16 protein-coding genes are annotated in these 16,146 nt (G+C 59.1%); 6 read left to right on the top strand and 10 right to left on the bottom strand.

The genetic code is table 11. From position 1 onward, the window contains the following. Nucleotide 1 precedes the first annotated feature (1 nt). Nucleotides 2-994, bottom strand: coding sequence for an acrylyl-CoA reductase (NADPH) (locus E7738_RS17740; RefSeq protein WP_260641579.1), 993 nt, complete (start codon nt 992-994; stop codon nt 2-4). A 560-nt stretch (nt 995-1,554) separates the two neighbouring features. Between E7738_RS17740 and E7738_RS17745 the strand changes: the two genes are divergently transcribed. After that, nucleotides 1,555-3,702: an ornithine decarboxylase gene (locus tag E7738_RS17745; protein ID WP_058757120.1), complete on the top strand. Its 2,148-nt coding sequence runs from the start codon at nt 1,555-1,557 to the stop codon at nt 3,700-3,702. A gap of 67 nt (nt 3,703-3,769) precedes the next feature. On the opposite strand, the gene mltC is transcribed toward E7738_RS17745, so the two are convergent. From mltC to mutY, 3 genes are read right to left on the bottom strand one after another with little or no spacing between them, the layout of a single operon-like run. Beyond that, entirely contained in the window at nt 3,770-4,849 is a 1,080-nt protein-coding gene (gene mltC, locus E7738_RS17750; RefSeq protein WP_021506619.1) for a membrane-bound lytic murein transglycosylase MltC, read from the bottom strand. A gap of 54 nt (nt 4,850-4,903) precedes the next feature. Continuing rightward, the gene (locus tag E7738_RS17755; RefSeq protein WP_010617014.1) at nt 4,904-5,176 is read right to left on the bottom strand and encodes an oxidative damage protection protein; all 273 of its coding nucleotides are present in this window, start codon (nt 5,174-5,176) and stop codon (nt 4,904-4,906) included. Beyond that, nucleotides 5,176-6,261, bottom strand: a complete 1,086-nt coding sequence (gene mutY, locus E7738_RS17760; RefSeq protein WP_058757119.1) for an A/G-specific adenine glycosylase — start codon at nt 6,259-6,261, stop codon at nt 5,176-5,178. The genes E7738_RS17755 and mutY overlap by 1 nt, the downstream gene beginning before the upstream one ends. A gap of 154 nt (nt 6,262-6,415) precedes the next feature. Here mutY and trmB point away from each other — a divergent pair, with 154 nt between their 5' ends. The 4 genes from trmB (at nt 6,416) to E7738_RS17780 (ending at nt 10,932) form a co-directional block, all read left to right on the top strand. Continuing rightward, nucleotides 6,416-7,135, top strand: coding sequence for a tRNA (guanosine(46)-N7)-methyltransferase TrmB (gene trmB / locus E7738_RS17765; protein ID WP_021506621.1), 720 nt, complete (start codon nt 6,416-6,418; stop codon nt 7,133-7,135). Then, on the top strand, nt 7,135-7,461 hold the full coding sequence (locus E7738_RS17770; RefSeq protein ID WP_021313105.1) for a YggL family protein: 327 nt from the start codon (nt 7,135-7,137) through the stop codon (nt 7,459-7,461). Before trmB ends, E7738_RS17770 begins: the two co-directional genes overlap by 1 nt. A 288-nt stretch (nt 7,462-7,749) precedes the next feature. Beyond that, nucleotides 7,750-8,466, top strand: a complete 717-nt coding sequence (locus E7738_RS17775) for a YggN family protein (RefSeq protein WP_058757118.1) — start codon at nt 7,750-7,752, stop codon at nt 8,464-8,466. Nucleotides 8,467-8,676: 210 nt separating this feature from the next. Then, entirely contained in the window at nt 8,677-10,932 is a 2,256-nt protein-coding gene (locus tag E7738_RS17780; protein WP_394515897.1) for an Ig-like domain-containing protein, read from the top strand. Between the two features lie 70 nt (nt 10,933-11,002). On the opposite strand, the gene hemW is transcribed toward E7738_RS17780, so the two are convergent. From hemW to E7738_RS17800, 4 genes are read right to left on the bottom strand one after another with little or no spacing between them, the layout of a single operon-like run. Next, nucleotides 11,003-12,133, bottom strand: coding sequence for a radical SAM family heme chaperone HemW (gene hemW / locus E7738_RS17785; RefSeq protein ID WP_058757116.1), 1,131 nt, complete (start codon nt 12,131-12,133; stop codon nt 11,003-11,005). Then, nucleotides 12,126-12,719, bottom strand: coding sequence for an XTP/dITP diphosphatase (locus E7738_RS17790; RefSeq protein ID WP_215481499.1), 594 nt, complete (start codon nt 12,717-12,719; stop codon nt 12,126-12,128). The genes hemW and E7738_RS17790 overlap by 8 nt, the downstream gene beginning before the upstream one ends. A 20-nt stretch (nt 12,720-12,739) precedes the next feature. Further along, nucleotides 12,740-13,294 carry a YggT family protein gene (locus tag E7738_RS17795; RefSeq protein WP_021506626.1) on the bottom strand — a complete coding sequence of 185 codons (555 nt, stop codon included), beginning with the start codon at nt 13,292-13,294 and terminating at the stop codon, nt 12,740-12,742. A 12-nt stretch (nt 13,295-13,306) separates the two neighbouring features. Continuing rightward, a complete protein-coding gene (locus E7738_RS17800) occupies nt 13,307-14,014 on the bottom strand; it encodes a YggS family pyridoxal phosphate-dependent enzyme (RefSeq protein WP_021506627.1) in 708 nt (235 codons plus the stop codon). A 16-nt stretch (nt 14,015-14,030) separates the two neighbouring features. Here E7738_RS17800 and E7738_RS17805 point away from each other — a divergent pair, with 16 nt between their 5' ends. Next, nucleotides 14,031-15,023 carry a type IV pilus twitching motility protein PilT gene (locus tag E7738_RS17805; RefSeq protein ID WP_215481498.1) on the top strand — a complete coding sequence of 331 codons (993 nt, stop codon included), beginning with the start codon at nt 14,031-14,033 and terminating at the stop codon, nt 15,021-15,023. Between the two features lie 66 nt (nt 15,024-15,089). Here E7738_RS17805 and ruvX read toward each other — a convergent pair whose 3' ends face one another. Together ruvX and E7738_RS17815 are read right to left on the bottom strand one after the other, a co-directional pair. Further along, nucleotides 15,090-15,506, bottom strand: a complete 417-nt coding sequence (gene ruvX / locus E7738_RS17810) for a Holliday junction resolvase RuvX (RefSeq protein ID WP_058757113.1) — start codon at nt 15,504-15,506, stop codon at nt 15,090-15,092. Next, entirely contained in the window at nt 15,506-16,069 is a 564-nt protein-coding gene (locus E7738_RS17815) for a YqgE/AlgH family protein (protein WP_021506630.1), read from the bottom strand. The genes ruvX and E7738_RS17815 overlap by 1 nt, the downstream gene beginning before the upstream one ends. Nucleotides 16,070-16,146 lie beyond the last annotated feature (77 nt).

Genomic DNA, 16,146 nt, shown 5'->3' on the forward strand with positions numbered 1-16,146 from the left:
GTCAGGGCGCCTGGCGGCAATCGACAATCAGCCGCCCACGCACCTGGCCCGCCAGCAGCTGTTCTGCGCCTGCGCGCGCCTCACTCAGTGGAATCACTTTGGTCATTTGCTCCAGCAGCGCGCCGTCAACCAGTTCCGCCAGACGCTGCCACGCCTGCTGACGCAGCGGTTTGGCGCACATCACGCTGTCCACGCCGGCAAGCGTAACGCCACGCAGAATAAACGGCGCGACGCTGGTGGGCAGATCGAGGCCCTGCGCCATGCCGCAGGCGGCGACCACGCCGTTGCGCTGGATCCCGGCTAACACATTGGCCAGCGTGTGGCTGCCGACGCTATCGATCGCGGCGGCCCAGCGCTCTTTCGCCAGCGGTTTGCCGGGCGCGCTCAGTTCGTTACGGTCGATAATCGCGGAGGCGCCGAGCGTATCGAGCAGGTAGGCGCTGTCGCTGGCGCGGCCGCTGGATGCCACGACCTCATAGCCGAGACGCGCCAGCAGGCTCACGCTGAAGCTGCCCACGCCGCCGCTGGCACCGGTAACCAGTACCGGACCGTGCTGCGGTGTGATGCCCTGTTTTTCCAGCGCCAGCACGCACAACATCGCGGTAAAGCCGGCGGTGCCAATCGCCATGGTTTGCAGCGGGCTGAGCGCCGCCGGGACGCTAACCAGCCAGTCGCCGGAGACGCTGGCTTTCTGCGCCAGCCCACCCCAGTGTTTTTCACCCACGCCCCAGCCGGTGAGCAGCGCAACATCGTCCTGCTGCCACTCCGGATGACGGCTGTGGATCACCCGGCCAACAAAATCGATGCCCGGCACCATGGGAAACTGGCGCACAATCGGCCCTTTATTGCAGATGGCCAGCGCGTCTTTGTAGTTGAGGGTGGAGTAGCTTACTTCGAGGGTAACATCCTGATCGGGCAATTGTTGCTCTGACAGATCCTGCAGGGATGTGCGGTATCCCTGTTCATCATTTTCAATGACCAGTGCCTTGAACATGCAGCCTCCGGCTGGTTGGGAGAAGTGCGCTCCATAGTACGCTTCTGCTGCAGGGAGTGCCAGGCGGATGGGCGCGGCAGGCGGTCGCTATCGCACCGGCGTTACATTCTGCATAACTTTGCGTAATCTTCGACTATTCAGGCAGTTAAAAATAGGCGCCTTAACTATTATTCATGTAAATCAATGAAGTAGCACATTGACGTTCTGCATCAAAATTCCGCCCTGATTGGTTGTTCCCGGTAAAAAAAGATGCCATCATGTCGCCCGAATTTCTTCCCCATCTTCATCGCTGAGGACGCCGCCATGTCCGGTACAATGCACATCTGCACTTGTCGCCGTGCGCTTCATGACAAGCGCGCCTCTGTCATCTGTTGTTCGCATTTCCCGCTCACCATGCGGTGAGGCTACGCCCCGTTCGCTGTTGGATATGAGTAAAGACAGACGCGATCTGGCTTTACTGATGTCTATCGGTTGCGGCCGCCGGACGTTATTCGCCGGGGAAATTTCCTCATTGCTGTGCCACTGGCACCCACTCATCCTTCATTACGGGGATTTGTGTTATGAACCCATTGAAAATTGCTGCCAGCGTAGCGGTAGCGCCAAGCCTGAGTCTCAACACCGCGCGCGACGTGGTGACGCTGGATAATACCGATTTCACCGACGTGGCCGCGGTAGTGGTCTCGCTGGCCGATACACGCAGCGGCGTGCTGACGCTGCTGCGCCAGACTGGCTTCAATCTGCCGGTGTTTGTCGCGAACGCCTTTGATGACGCGGTGCTGACGCTGCCGGGCGTGACCGGAGAGATCAACGGCGCAGCGGAAGAGTGGCAGGCGCTGGAGCAGGCGGCGCAGGCGTACGAGGCGGAACTGCTGCCGCCGTTTTTCGACACCCTGACGCGCTATGTCGATATGCAGAACAGCACCTTTGCCTGTCCGGGCCATCAGGGCGGGGCGTTTTTCCGCCGCCATCCGGCCGGACGTCAGTTTTATGAGTTCTACGGCGAGAACGTCTTTCGCTCCGATATGTGTAACGCGGACGTCAAGCTGGGCGATTTACTGATCCACGAAGGCTCGGCCAAGGATGCGCAGAAATATGCCGCGCGCGTGTTCAACGCCGATAAAACCTACTTCGTGCTGAACGGCACCTCCAGCGCCAACAAAGTGGTGACCAATGCGCTGCTGACGCGCGGCGATCTGGTGCTGTTTGACCGCAATAACCATAAATCTAACCACCACGGTGCGCTGATCCAGGCAGGCGCCACGCCGGTTTATCTGGAAGCGGCGCGTAATCCGTTTGGTTTTATTGGCGGCATCGATGCGCACTGTTTCGACGAGACGTATCTGCGCGAGCAGGTGCGCCAGGTCGCGCCACAGCGCGCGGATCAGCCGCGTCCGTTCCGGCTGGCGATTATCCAGCTTGGCACCTACGATGGCACGGTATACAACGCGCGCCAGGTAGTGGATCGCATCGGGCATCTGTGTGACTACATTCTGTTTGATTCGGCATGGCTGGGTTATGAGCAGTTTATTCCACTGATGGCCGGCTGCTCGCCGCTGACGCTGGAGCTTAACGAGAACGACCCGGGGATCTTTGTCACCCAGTCGGTGCATAAGCAGCTGGCGGGCTTCTCGCAGACTTCGCAGATTCACAAGAAAGATAACCATATTCGCGGCCAGAAACGCTTCTGCCCACACAAGCGCCTGAACAACGCGTTTATGCTGCACGCCTCAACCAGCCCGTTCTATCCGCTGTTCGCTGCGCTGGATATCAACGCCAGAATGCATCAGGGCGAAGCGGGGCGCAGCATGTGGCACGACTGCGTCACGCTGGGCATTGAGGCACGCAAAGCGATCCTCGAGCGCTGCAGCCTGATTCAGCCCTTCCTGCCGGAGCAGGTGCACGGCAAGCCATGGCAGGCGGCAGAAACCGCCACCATCGCCGCCGATCCGGCGTATTTCAGCTTCGAACCGGGCGCGAAGTGGCACGGTTTTGCCGGTTACGATGCCGGACAGTATCTGGTGGACCCGTGCAAGCTGCTGCTCACCACGCCAGGCATCGATGCCACCAGCGGCGAATACACCCGCTTTGGCATTCCGGCCACCATTCTCGCCAACTATCTGCGCGAGAACGGTATCGTACCGGAGAAGTGCGATCTCAACTCAATCCTGTTCCTGCTGACCCCAGCGGAAACGCCGGAAAAAATGGCGCATCTGGTGGCGATGCTGGAGCAATTTGAACAGCACGTGCGTGAGGATGCGCTGCTGGCCGAAGTGCTGCCGAGCGTGTATCGCAGGCACGTCGAGCGCTATCAGGGCTACACGCTGCGTCGCCTGTGCCAGGAGATGCACGATTTGTACGTCAGCTACGACGTCAAGGATCTGCAGCGCGACATGTTCCGTCAGGCGTGTTTCCCGAAAGTCGAGGTCAATCCGCAGGATGCGCATCAGGCGTATATTCGCGGTGACGTTGAGCTGGTGCCGATCGCCAGCGCCGAAGGGCGCATTGCCGCCGAGGGGGCGCTGCCGTATCCGCCGGGTGTGCTGTGTGTGGTGCCAGGCGAAACCTGGGGCGGGGCAGTGCAGCGCTATTTCCTCGCGCTGGAAGCGGGTATCAATCTGCTGCCGGGCTTTTCACCGGAGTTGCAGGGGGTTTACACCGAGGAAGATGACAGCGGGCACAAGCGGTTAGTGGCGAATATGATGTTATAAGAGGGGCTGTTCCCCCACCGCACGCCACCTTCTCCCGCGGGCGGGAGAAGGTGGCGATGAGCGCTAATCAATAACGGTGGTAGCTGCGCTGTGCCTGGCTCACTTTGTACAGATAGCGGCGCGACTCGGCCGACGGATGGTTGGTGGTCAGCGTCTGATACACCTGGCTCGGTGACATGCCGTTGATGGTGGCGAAGGCGCGGTCTTTATCGCTGGAGAACACGCGCAGCACGCTGCCCGCCCCGCCGTTATAAGCGGTGATCACTGCGTAACGGCGTGATAGCGGATCCTGAATCCCGCCGAGATAGCTCTTCTGCAGCAGCGACAGATAAGCGGTACCGGCATCAATATTATTGGCCGGATCGAGCAGATAGCTGCGGCTCGGTTTACCCCATTTGCCCTTCATGCGGAACACATCGACCCCGGCAGTATGCTGCACCACCTGCATCAGACCCAGCGCATCGGCGTTGCTTACCGCATAAGGGTTGAAGCTCGATTCGGTCTGCATGATGGCCAGAATCAGCGAGGCATCAACGCCATACTGTTCGGCCGCTTTGCGCACCAGCGGCAGATATTTGTGCGCACGTTTGTCGAGGTGGTTAGGCACCATCGGAATGGTCACCGACCAGATAACGTGCAGCCCGGAGGTGCGTTTCTGCAGTTTGTTCTGAATCAGGTAATCAGCAAAGTTACCGGCGCGTCCCTGCCAGCGGATCGGCTGACCGGTATTATCCAGCACCTGGCCGTACAGCAGCGGCTCTTTACTGATCTGAATATCGTTGGCGTCGGAGTAGAGATCGACGTTGCCTGGATCGTCACCAATCAACAGCGTGGTGATGATGGCCTGACGCAGGCTGGCCATCGGATCGGTGCCGGAAATGGTCTCAATGGTGATGCTACCGCTGTCGAAGTTGATGTGACTGCGGGTGTAATAGTTATCGCTGTATTTGACGTAGTCCTTGGGTCCGGCGATCAGAACCTCATTGATTCCCCAGATATTCTCGATGTTGGCGGCAAATTGCCCCATCAGAATGTCAAAACCGTTGGTGTCCTTAACCCACTCTTCATGGTACTGCGATTTTTTTTGTCCGGAGCAGGAGACTAACAGGGGTGCGATGACCAGCAGTGCTATCAGTTTTTTATTCATTGTGAATGCGTGCCTGACTCGAAAAAGAGGGCCTCAAAGGGAGGCCCTGAACGTTTATTTTTCTGGCGGGGTGTAACCTTCAATGTGCACATCTTTGCCTTCGAACAGGAAATTCACCATCTCCTTCTCCAGCACTTTGCGATCTTCCGGGTTCATCATGTTGAGCTTCTTCTCGTTGATCAACATGGTCTGCTTGGACATCCACTGCTGCCAGGCTTCTTTGGAAATCTCATTGTAGATGCGCTTACCCAGTTCGCCAGGATAGAGCTGAAAGTCCTGGCCTTCAGCGTCGCGTTGCAGATAAGTACAAAAAATAGTGCGGCTCATTACTCTTCCTCTTCGGTCAAACTGGTTCGCAGTTGAAGCTGCCGGGGATGGCGCAGCTCATGCAGCAGGCGCTCTACCGGCGCGGCCAGCCCCACTGACGGTGGTTGCGCTAAGTTATACCAGAGACCGCCGGCTTCATCCATCAGCGACCCGGAGGAAGGCCACGCCAGCCACATAGGCACAATATCTAAGTGGAAATGGCTGAAGGTGTGGCGAAACGCGGTAAGCTGCTGCGGCTTCGCGTGGATGCCGCGCGCCGCCAGCCAGTCAGTCAGCGCTTGCTCACTGGTGAACTGCGGGAAGCAGAACAGGCCGCCCCACAAACCCACCGGCGGACGCTGTTCCAGAAACACCTCGTCGCCGTGCTGCAGCATCAGGAACCAGCCGCTGCGCTCTGGTAGCGTGACTTTCGGTTTCTTACCGGGATAATCAGCCCAGTTGCCTTGTGCATAAGCCGCGCAGCCGCTATTCAGCGGGCAGATTTCGCATTTCGGGCGGGAGCGAGTACACACTAACGCGCCGAGATCCATCATCGCCTGATTGAACTGGCTGACGCCTTCCGCTGGCGTGACGTCTTCACTGATCTGCCACAGGCGCTTCTCCACCTCTTTTTTGCCCGGCCAGCCGCTCACTGCATAGCAGCGCGCCAGCACGCGTTTTACGTTGCCGTCGAGGATCGGGAAATGCAGGCCAAGCGACAGCGACAGGATCGCGCCCGCCGTGGAGCGGCCGACGCCCGGCAGCGCCGCGACGTCATCGAAATGAGGCGGGAATACGCCGCCGTGCAGCTCAACCACCTGTTTAGCCGCCTTGTGCAGGTTACGCGCCCGTGCGTAATAGCCGAGGCCGGTCCACAGATGCAGCACTTCATCAAGCGGCGCGGCGGCCAGGTCGGCAACCGTGGGGAAGCGCGCCATAAAGCGTTCGAAATAGGGAATAACGGTGGCAACCTGCGTCTGCTGCAGCATCACTTCGGAGAGCCACACCTTATAGGGCGTTTTCTCCAGCTGCCACGGCAGAGTTTTACGGCCAAAGCGTTGGTACCACTCCAGCACCTGTTGCGCGAACTGCGGCGCCTGCATCATAAGAAGGAAATTTTCCGTGTTTACTCTACAATCAGGCAGGAATTCCAGCACAGAGACATCAGGGTGTAAACCGGAAGATTGCAAAGGCTTGCTTCTGTTACTTAACTTTGCATAATGCCCGTTTCCCTGAACAGGCTAACCAGCAGGTTTCAACATGATTAATGACGTCATCACCCCGGAATTTGATGAGAACGGGCGGCCTTTGCGCCGTATCCGCAGTTTTGTGCGCCGCCAGGGGCGCTTAACGAAAGGACAGCAGCTCGCGCTCGACAATTACTGGCCGGAGATGGGCGTCGAGTATCAGCCGCAGCCGCTGGACATGGTTGCGCTGTTTGGCCGCGAAGCGCCGCTGGTGCTGGAGATTGGTTTTGGCATGGGCGCCTCGCTGGTGACCATGGCGCAGAACAATCCGCATCAGAACTTCCTCGGCATTGAAGTGCATGCGCCGGGCGTCGGTGCCTGTCTGGCATCGGCCAAAGAGGCTGGCGTGCAGAATCTGCGCGTGATGTGTCACGACGCGGTGGAAGTGCTGGAAAACATGGTGCCGGACAATTCGCTGCGCATGGTGCAGCTGTTTTTCCCGGATCCATGGCATAAGGCGCGCCACAACAAGCGCCGCATCGTCCAGGTACCGTTTGCCGAGCTGGTGCTGCGCAAGCTGAAGCTGGGCGGCGTGTTCCACATGGCGACCGACTGGGAAGAGTACGCCACGCACATGCTGGAAGTGATGAGCAGCATCGATGGCTATAGCAATCAGTCGGAGAGCCAGAATTACGTGCCGCGTCCGGAAACGCGTCCGTTAACCAAATTTGAGCAGCGCGGGCAGCGACTGGGCCATGGCGTATGGGATCTGATGTTTGAGAGGGTGAAATAATGGCTGTAAAACGTAGCCGCCGTTTACGTAAAAAGTTGCATGTTGATGAGTTTCAGGAGCTGGGCTTCTCTGTTGCCTGGCGTTTTGCCGAAGGCACCAGCGAGGAAGAGGTGGATGCCACGCTCGATCAGTTCATCAATGAGGTGATCGATCCGAATGGTCTGGCCTATGACGGCAGCGGCTATCTGGTGTGGGAAGGGCTGGTGTGTCTGCAGCAGACCGGCAAATGCACCGACGCGCACCGCGAGCTGGTGCGTAACTGGCTGGAAAAGAAAAATCTCGCCGATATTCAGGTCACTGAACTCTTCGACGTTTGGTGGGACTAAGTTTTATTACAGTATGCTGGTGCGCATAAATGCGCACCCTACAGGGGATTGCCCTTACGGGGGCGCCATTTATGGCGACCTGGACCGCATGCTGATGCGTATAAATGCGTACCCTGCGGGGGATGGTCCTTTGTAGGGTCGCCATTTATGGCGACCTGGACCGCATGCTGAAGCGTATAAATGCGCACCCTGCGGGGGATGGTCCTTTGTAGGGTCGCCATTTATGGCGACCTGGTAACAACCGCAAACTGTCTTGCTCTTTCCCGCACATAATACTCAGGAGATTTCATGGTTCGTAAGGCTCTTCTCGCCGCGCTGCTGCTGGCGGCGGCTCAGGCGCATGCTGACTATCAGTGCAGCGTCAATCCAAAGGATGATGTGATCATCAAACCCCAGAGCGTGCAGGTGGTGGGCAGCAACGGCAACCTTGAAATCACGCCGCAGGGCGATGTGCAGTTCAACGGCAAGTCGGTGAGCGTCGATAACGCCACGCGCCAGCAGGCGATTGACTACCAGAACGCGCTGCGTCGCGATCTGCCGTGGGTCGACAGCGGCGCAACCACCCGTCTGGAGCGGGGCCGCGTGGCGCTGGATAAAGTGATTGTCGAAAAACTCGGCTCGGACAGCAATGTGCGCAATCGCCTGACCACGCTGAACGGTCAGCTGAAGCAGCAGATGAACCGCATCATCGAGCATCGCCCGGATGGCCTGACTTTCCACCATCAGGCCATTGAGCAGGTGCGCGCCGACGGCGAGAAGCTGGTGCAGAGCACGCTGGGCGGGGTGTTGCAGGATAGCCTGAACGAGATGGGTACCAAACAGGCCGCCAGCGGCAGCAATCCGCTACAGGCGCTGATGGGCAACCTCGGCGGGCTACAGCAGTCGATTCAGACTGAATGGAACAATCAGGAGCAGGATTTCCAGAACTTCGGTCATGAAGTGTGTAACCGGGTGACCGCACTGGAGAGCCAGCGCAAGACGCTGATGCAGAACGTAAAGGGCTAAGCCAGCCGCGTTGCCGCTGAATGCACGGAACATCACGGCGTCATTGTTCTTCTGAACAGTGGCGCCTTTTTTATCCCCGCAACTTTTAAGCCAAGATTTAACGGGTTGTCTTAGATTCGGGACGAATCTGATAACGACAAAATTTCCGCATTAATAACTATATCAACGGGCATTCAGCCTATTGAACTTATTAATTTTTAAGGAAATTTTATGTTATTTTCTGACACCTCTGCTTCCAGTTCACACCCGGTTTTATCCCCCCCTGTGGTTATCGTTGCCGAACGCGGCTGGTACAACGATCCGCAAAAACGCTGGCAGGGAACGGTACAAACGCCGGACGCCGTTGAAGTCATCGTGACGGTTAACGGTGGCAATCCGCTACACGTGCCGGTGATCAATGGCCACTTCGAGTGGATGCCGCCGCAGCCGATGGCCGATGGTGAATACCAGCTCACCTTTACCGCCGTGGATGCCGCCGGCAATCACAGCGCACCCACGCGCGTGGATTACAATATCGATACCCATCCGCCCGCCAGACCGATCATCGAAGCGATTGAAGACCACGTTGCCGGCGGCGTGGAGGACGGTAACAGCATCCGCCGTAACGGCTATACCAACGATGATCAGCCGGTGGTACGCGGGCAGGCCGAAGGCAACGCGTTGGTTTATCTCTATAATGGCAACCAACTTCTCGCCTCTGTCCGTGCCGATGCGCAGGGCAATTGGCAGGCACAACTCGATCTGCCGCAGGACGGAACCTATAACCTGACGGCGCAGGCCGAGGACCGCGCCGACAACCGCAGTCAGCCGTCGCCGAAGTGGACCTTTCATCTCGATACGCTTACCCCGGAAACGCCGACGTTCAGCTATTACGACGACAATCGCGGGCTGTATCAGGGCCAGTTTGGCCGCGGCAAACCCACCGATGATGTCCGGCCGGAACTGCACGGCGAAGCCGAGCCCGGCAGCGTGGTGCGCATTCAGTATGCCGCACCGGGCGGAAAGTGGATTGTCGGCGGTACGGCCCCCGTCGACAGCAGCGGCCACTGGCACTGGACGCCGCCGCAGGATCTGCTGCCGGACGGCGACTGGCGTTTTCGCAGCCGCAGCAGCGATAAAGCCGGCAACGTCAGTCAATGGAGCGACAGCTGGACGCTGACCATCGACACCCGTATCAACACGCCCACCATCCTGCAGGCTATCGATGACGTCGGCACCATCCAGCCGGTGCTGCCGGGCCAGACCACCGACGATAAGCGGCTCGATTTTTCCGGACAGGCTGAGCCTTACAGTCAGGTGACGCTGTACCAGAACGGCGTGGCAGCCGGCAGCGCGACGGTGGGGGCCGATGGGCGCTGGCAGATTACCCCGGACCGCGACATGCAGCCGGGCAGCAACAACTTTACGGTAAAAGCGGTCGATGTGGCGGGTAACGTCAGTGACTATGCGCCCAACTGGGCGATTAACTATGACTCTGGCGTAAAGCACAGTTCTGGCGAAGAGAACTGGAACTGTCGCGCCAATACCAGCTGGCAAACCGGCCGTGTGTATCAGTACGGCGGGTTGAAAGTCACCGAACTGAAACATGGCACCACCAACAACTGTTTCTATACCGGCATCATGAACCGGCCAGATGGCTATGAAAGCAAAGCGATTGAGATGCTGGATCATTCGGTCGTGCAGTTTGATTTTGGCGCCACCAATTACGTGGAGTTCAATTATGGCTATCTCCACAATTGCGATACCTACGTGGATATCTTCTCCCCCAGCGGCGAGCTGCTGGGGCGCGAATACCTGCAGCCCGGTGGCGCCAGCCGGTCTGAGCAGGGCCTGAACACCTTTAGCTGGCAGGCTCCGGCGGGCCAGCAGATTGGCTATATTGACGTCCATTCGGGCGAAGATCCGGATACCTATAAAAAAGTGCTGTGCTGGAACGTGCTGGTGAAGCGCGATGTCGGCTGGATTATTGATACTGTGCGCTGGGGCAAAGACGAGAGCCTGGTACAGCACCATACGCTGCCGGAAACGCAGGAACAGGAGGGCGCGCAGCTGCATCTGAATGATGTGCAGCAGTGGCTGGCGGCGCACAGCGGACAACCGCTGCAGGGCTTCTCTGCGCTGGTGCTGGAAGGAGAACATCAGCAGCTTGATTATCAGCAGCTGACGCAGCATATCAGCGGCCTGCAGCATATCGATCTCACTGGCTCAGGAGACAATCTGCTGCAGCTGGATGCGCAGCAGCTGTTGCAGCAGGCGCATCAGGATGTGTTGCTGCCAGAGCGCACGCGCAGCTGGCTGATTGATGGTGATGCCGGCGACGTGGTACAGCTCAGCGATAGCACGCAATTTTATCAGCAGTGGCAGCAGCAGGGGACGCAGCAGAGCGGTGGCAAAGTGTGGCAGGTGTTTGAGAGTCTCGACCACAGCGCGACGCTGTTAATCAATAATGAGGTGATGGTCGCCTGAGCGTAACAGATGCAGCCGTGCCGCACAGCACGGCTGCCAGCGGAAAAGGCGCGCGCCTTCTCCGCTGAATTTACATGAACAGCTCCAGCAGCGAATTCAGGAACAGTTTGCCTTTTTCGGTAATCTGCCAGTGCTCTGGCTGCTCCTGCACATAACCGGCGGCGATGGCTGCGTCGATCTGCGGGCGAATCACTGCCTCGTCCAGCCCGGTGTAGCGCTGAAAGTCGGCGCGCGGCGCGGCTTCCAGCAGGCGGAACCGGTTCATAAAGAACTCGAACGGCTTGTCCTCGTCCGGCACGTCATGCTGCTTATCCAGATAGTTGCCCTTCATAAAACCGCGCGGATGACGGGTTTTCACCGTGCGCACAATGCGCCCGTCCGGCTGCGTCAGCTTGCCGTGCGCGCCACAGCCGATGCCGAGGTAATCACCGAAGCGCCAGTAGTTCAGGTTATGCTCGCAGCGATAGCCCGGTTTGGCGTAGGCCGAGGTTTCATACTGCTGATAGCCTGCGGCGCTCAGCAGCTGATGACCCTGCTCAAAGATATCCCACAGCGCATCGTCATCCGGCAATACCGGCGGGCGTGAACCAAACAGCGTGTTGGGCTCAATGGTCAGCTGATACCACGACAGATGCGGCGGATTGAGGGCAATCGCCTGGCGCAAATCGTCCAGCGCCTCTTCCAGCGACTGATCCGGCAGGCCGTGCATCAGGTCGAGGTTAAAGCTGCGCAGGCCGAGACCGGCCGCCAGCTGTGCCGCGCGGACCGCCTCGTCCGGACCGTGAATGCGCCCCAGGCGCGTCAGCTTTTGCGGACTGAAACTCTGCACGCCAATCGAAATCCGATTAATGCCCGCCCGCTGATAGCCGCTGAAGCGATCGGCTTCCACCGTGCCCGGATTGGCTTCCATGGTGATTTCGGCGTCCGCCGCCAGCGGCAGGCGCGCACGCACGCCATCCATTAGCTGCTGCATCGCTTCGCTGCTCAGCAGGCTGGGCGTGCCGCCGCCGATGAAAATGGTGCGCACTTCGCGCCCGGCGGTCAGCGGCAGATCCTGGTCAAGATCGTTGAGCAGATGCTGCACATACTCACTGTGCGGCACTTCGCCTTTAAGCGCGTGCGAGTTGAAGTCGCAGTACGGACACTTCTGCACGCACCACGGGATGTGGATATAAAGGCTTAACGGTGGTAACTCAGGCATTGCGCATCGCTTCCAGCAGCAGCGTCAATGCTTTACCCCGGTGCGACACGGCACGCTTTTCATCCTTGCTTAGCTCGGCGGCGGTTTTACCCAGCGCCGGCACGTAGAAGATCGGATCATAACCGAAACCGCCTTCACCGGCAGCTGCGCGGGTAATCTCCCCGGCCCAGCTGCCGTGGAACACCAGCGGCGTCGGGTCGGAGGCGTGACGCACGTACACCAGCACGCAGTGGAACTGTGCCTGGCGCTCGCCGTCCGGCACCAGCTCCAGTGCCTGCAGCAGTTTGTCGAGATTCTGCTGGTCGCTGGCATCAACGCCGGCATAGCGTGCCGAGTAAATGCCCGGTGCGCCGCCCAGCGCATCGACCGCCAGCCCGGAGTCATCGGCAATCGCCGGCAGGCCGGTGATCTGCGCAGCGTGACGCGCTTTCAGGATGGCGTTTTCGATAAAGGTCAGCCCGGTCTCTTCGGCAGACTCTACGCCCAGCTCGGTTTGCGCCACGATATCCAGGCCGAAGGCCGCTAACAGATCGGCCAGTTCACGTACTTTGCCCGGATTACCGGTGGCGAGCACAACTTTTTGCATAACAGTTCCAGATTAACGAATTACAGCAGGTACCAGAGACCCGGGAACAGATCCATACCGAGGAAGTTCAGCGCATACAGCACCAGAATTACGATCATCGCCGAGAAATCAATGCCGCCCATCGCCGGCAGGATACGGCGAATCGGTGCCATCAGCGGTTCGGTCAGCTGGATCAGCACATAGTCCATCGCACCGCGTCCCTGGCTGATCCAACTCATCAGCGAGCGAATGATGATCACCCAGAACACCAGATAGCCGGCGGATTTGACCAGTGACAGCAGGCCCACCAGCAGGTTGGTCGGATCGACGGAGAACACCCCGACCTGAATCAGCAGCAGAATCGGATATTTCAGCGTGGTCAGCACGAATGCCAGCAGCAGTGACGCGGTGTCAATCGGTCCCAGCGCCGGCAAAATGCGGCGCAGCGGTTTAACAATCGGCTGGGTGATCTTCACGACAAACTGCGCCAGCGGATTGTAAAAGTCACAGCGTGACCACTGCATCCAGATGCGCAGCAGCAGCACCATCACGTACAGATCAATCAGCGTTTTGACTAAAAACGTCAGTGTTAACATGAGGTTCCTCAATTATTGTTGTGAAGGGCGTGCATAATCCCGCGCGCCAAATACCGCGGTGCCGATGCGCACCATCGTACTGCCTGCGGCAATCGCCGCATCCATATCGTCGCTCATTCCCAGAGAAAGCGTATCGACGCCTGGATAGTCCTGTTGCAAGGCGCGAAACGCGCTGGCCATCTGCTGGCACACCGCCAGCTGGCGCGCGTAATCCTGCTCGGGCGCCGGAATCGCCATCAGCCCACGCAGGCGCAAACGCGGCAGGGCGGCAATCTGTTGTGCCAGCCCGGCGACGGCCTCCAGCATGATGCCAGATTTGCTGTGCTCGTCACTGATATTTACCTGAATTAACACGTTGAGCGGCGGCAGCGCGGCCGGACGCTGATCGTTCAGCCGCTGCGCGATACGCAGACGGTCAACGGTATGGCACCAGGCAAAGTTTTCCGCCACCAGACGGCTTTTATTGGATTGTAACGGCCCGATAAAGTGCCATTGCAGATCAGGATGTGCGGCCAGTTCGGCAACTTTTTCAACCCCTTCCTGCACGTAATTTTCACCGAAGGCGCGCTGTCCGGCGGCAATGGCTTCTGCGATAGCGCTCGCAGGTTTGGTTTTGCTCACTGCAAGCAGCGTAATTTCTTCTGGCGCGCGGCCGCAACGCGCGGCGGCAGCAGCGATCCGCTCGCGCACTTGCTGTAAGTTGTGCTCAATGGAAGTCATAGTCAGGAGAAGTTAAATGGATTTGGATGACGTTGTGGCGCTTAGTGTAAAGCATAATGCGGCCGATCTGCACCTTTGCAGCGGACATTTACCGCACTGGCGCCGGCAGGGCGTACTGGAGCCAATACCGCAACAGCACAGCTTGCCTGAGCGCTGGCTGCAGGCCTTTAGCGAGCAGTGGCTTAGCGCCGCGCAGCGCAGCGAGTTAGCTGGCAGCGGTCACGTCGATTTCGCCATCATGCTCGGCAACGGCAGCCGGCTGCGCGCCAATCTGTTCCGCCAGCGTCACGGACTGGCGCTGGCGCTGCGGCTGATTGCCAGTCAGCCACCGGATATAGCGCGCCTGCAGCTGCCGGACGTGGTGCGCTCGCTGCTGCAGCTGGAGGAAGGGCTTATCCTCATCACCGGCGCGACCGGCAGCGGCAAATCCACCACGCTGGCGGCGCTGGTGGATAGCCTTAATCGTCAGCAGGCGCGCCACATTATCACGCTGGAAGATCCGATCGAGTTCGTCCATCACAGCCAGCGTTCGCTGATTCAGCAGCGCGAAATCGGCGCGCACTGCGCTTCGTTTCAGCTCGGATTAAAAGCGGCGCTGCGTGAAGACCCGGATGTGATCCTGCTGGGTGAGCTGCGCGACAGCGAAACCATCCGCCTGGCGCTGACCGCTGCTGAGACCGGCCATCTGGTGCTGGCCACGCTGCATACGCGCGGCGCGACGCAGGCGGTGGACCGGCTGGTGGATGTGTTTCCGTCCGAGGAGAAAAACCTCGTACGCACGCAGCTGGCCGGCAGCCTGAAAGCGGTGCTGGCGCAGCGTTTAGTCGCCGCCAAAGCCGGTGGCCGCATTGGCCTGTTTGAAGTGCTGGTGGCGACGCCGGCGGTCGCTAACCTGATCCGCGAAGGCAAAATGCATCAGCTGCCCGGTGTGTTGCAGACCGGCGCGCAGGCAGGGATGCAGACTTTCGCTCAGAGCGAGCAGGCCCGGCGTGAGGCGGGATTAATTTGAGCGGCGACGTGCCCTGAGAACCGTCGACACGGCGGCGCGAAACCGCGCGGCCGTGTCCGGGCTGATTTAATGCGTCTCGAACCAGTCCTGCAGGATAATCACCGCGGACTGCGAATCGATATGGCCTTTCTGCAGCGCGCGATAGCCGCCGCGTTCGAACAGATCGGCACGCGCTTCAACGGTGCTCAGGCGCTCATCCTGCAGCTCCACACGCACGCCGAAGCGGCCGTGCAGCCGGTTAGCAAACTTGCGTGCGCGCGCCGTCAGCGGCTGTTCGCTGCCGTCCATGTTGAGTGGCAGGCCAACCACCACGTAATCCGGCTGCCACTCTTTCAGCAGCTTACCAATGAGCTCCCAGTCCGGCGTGCCGTCCTGCGCTTTCAGCGCGGTGAGCGGGCGCGCAGTGCCGGTCAGCTGTTGCCCGATGGCAACGCCGATGCTTTTGGTACCGAAGTCAAAGCCGAGCAGCGTTTCACTGGCCATCAGGCGTGCCCTGCATCGCTGGTCATGTTGTGGATGTCCACACCCATGCTGCGCGCGGCTTCACGCCAGCGTTCGGCAATCGGCGTCTGGAACAGGATCTGCGTATTGGCCGGCGTGGTCAGCCAGGCATTCTCCAGCAGCTCATTTTCCAGCTGATCCTTCTCCCATGCGCAATAACCCAGCGCTACCAGCACGTTCTCTGGCTGTTCACGCGTGCCGATCGCTTCCAGCACATCGCGTGAAGTGGTGATCACCGTATTGTCAGAAATGCGAATACTGGAGGAGAACACGCGCTGGGCCGAGTGCAGAATAAAGCCACGATCTTCCGCCAGCGGACCACCGGCAAACACCGGTTTGTCCAGTTTGATGGCAGGATCGCGTTCTGATGGGCTGATCTTAAGTTTTTTCAGGATGCCTTCGACCGTCAGGTTGTCCATCGGCTTGTTAACGATCAAACCCATGGCACCCTCTTCGTTATGCTCGCAGATATACACCACCGAGCGTTTGAAGAAAGGGTCCTGCAGCGACGGCATCGCAATCAAGAAATGGTGCTGTAAATTCATTCTCACTCGTTTACCAAAAATAGCCGGTGCTGAACGGCTGCACCGGCTTTGGGTGGTTCACGGAGCTCTCACTCCTG

The sequence above is a fragment of the Pantoea sp. SGAir0430 genome (genome assembly GCF_043549295.1).

Coding starts and splice junctions, on each gene's coding strand:
- E7738_RS17740 (WP_260641579.1), bottom strand. CDS start 994: ATGTTCAAGGCACTGGTCATTGAAAATGATGAACAGGGATACCGCACA.
- E7738_RS17745 (WP_058757120.1), top strand. CDS start 1,555: ATGAACCCATTGAAAATTGCTGCCAGCGTAGCGGTAGCGCCAAGCCTG.
- mltC (WP_021506619.1), bottom strand. CDS start 4,849: ATGAATAAAAAACTGATAGCACTGCTGGTCATCGCACCCCTGTTAGTC.
- E7738_RS17755 (WP_010617014.1), bottom strand. CDS start 5,176: ATGAGCCGCACTATTTTTTGTACTTATCTGCAACGCGACGCTGAAGGC.
- mutY (WP_058757119.1), bottom strand. CDS start 6,261: ATGATGCAGGCGCCGCAGTTCGCGCAACAGGTGCTGGAGTGGTACCAA.
- trmB (WP_021506621.1), top strand. CDS start 6,416: ATGATTAATGACGTCATCACCCCGGAATTTGATGAGAACGGGCGGCCT.
- E7738_RS17770 (WP_021313105.1), top strand. CDS start 7,135: ATGGCTGTAAAACGTAGCCGCCGTTTACGTAAAAAGTTGCATGTTGAT.
- E7738_RS17775 (WP_058757118.1), top strand. CDS start 7,750: ATGGTTCGTAAGGCTCTTCTCGCCGCGCTGCTGCTGGCGGCGGCTCAG.
- E7738_RS17780 (WP_394515897.1), top strand. CDS start 8,677: ATGTTATTTTCTGACACCTCTGCTTCCAGTTCACACCCGGTTTTATCC.
- hemW (WP_058757116.1), bottom strand. CDS start 12,133: ATGCCTGAGTTACCACCGTTAAGCCTTTATATCCACATCCCGTGGTGC.
- E7738_RS17790 (WP_215481499.1), bottom strand. CDS start 12,719: ATGCAAAAAGTTGTGCTCGCCACCGGTAATCCGGGCAAAGTACGTGAA.
- E7738_RS17795 (WP_021506626.1), bottom strand. CDS start 13,294: ATGTTAACACTGACGTTTTTAGTCAAAACGCTGATTGATCTGTACGTG.
- E7738_RS17800 (WP_021506627.1), bottom strand. CDS start 14,014: ATGACTTCCATTGAGCACAACTTACAGCAAGTGCGCGAGCGGATCGCT.
- E7738_RS17805 (WP_215481498.1), top strand. CDS start 14,031: ATGGATTTGGATGACGTTGTGGCGCTTAGTGTAAAGCATAATGCGGCC.
- ruvX (WP_058757113.1), bottom strand. CDS start 15,506: ATGGCCAGTGAAACGCTGCTCGGCTTTGACTTCGGTACCAAAAGCATC.
- E7738_RS17815 (WP_021506630.1), bottom strand. CDS start 16,069: ATGAATTTACAGCACCATTTCTTGATTGCGATGCCGTCGCTGCAGGAC.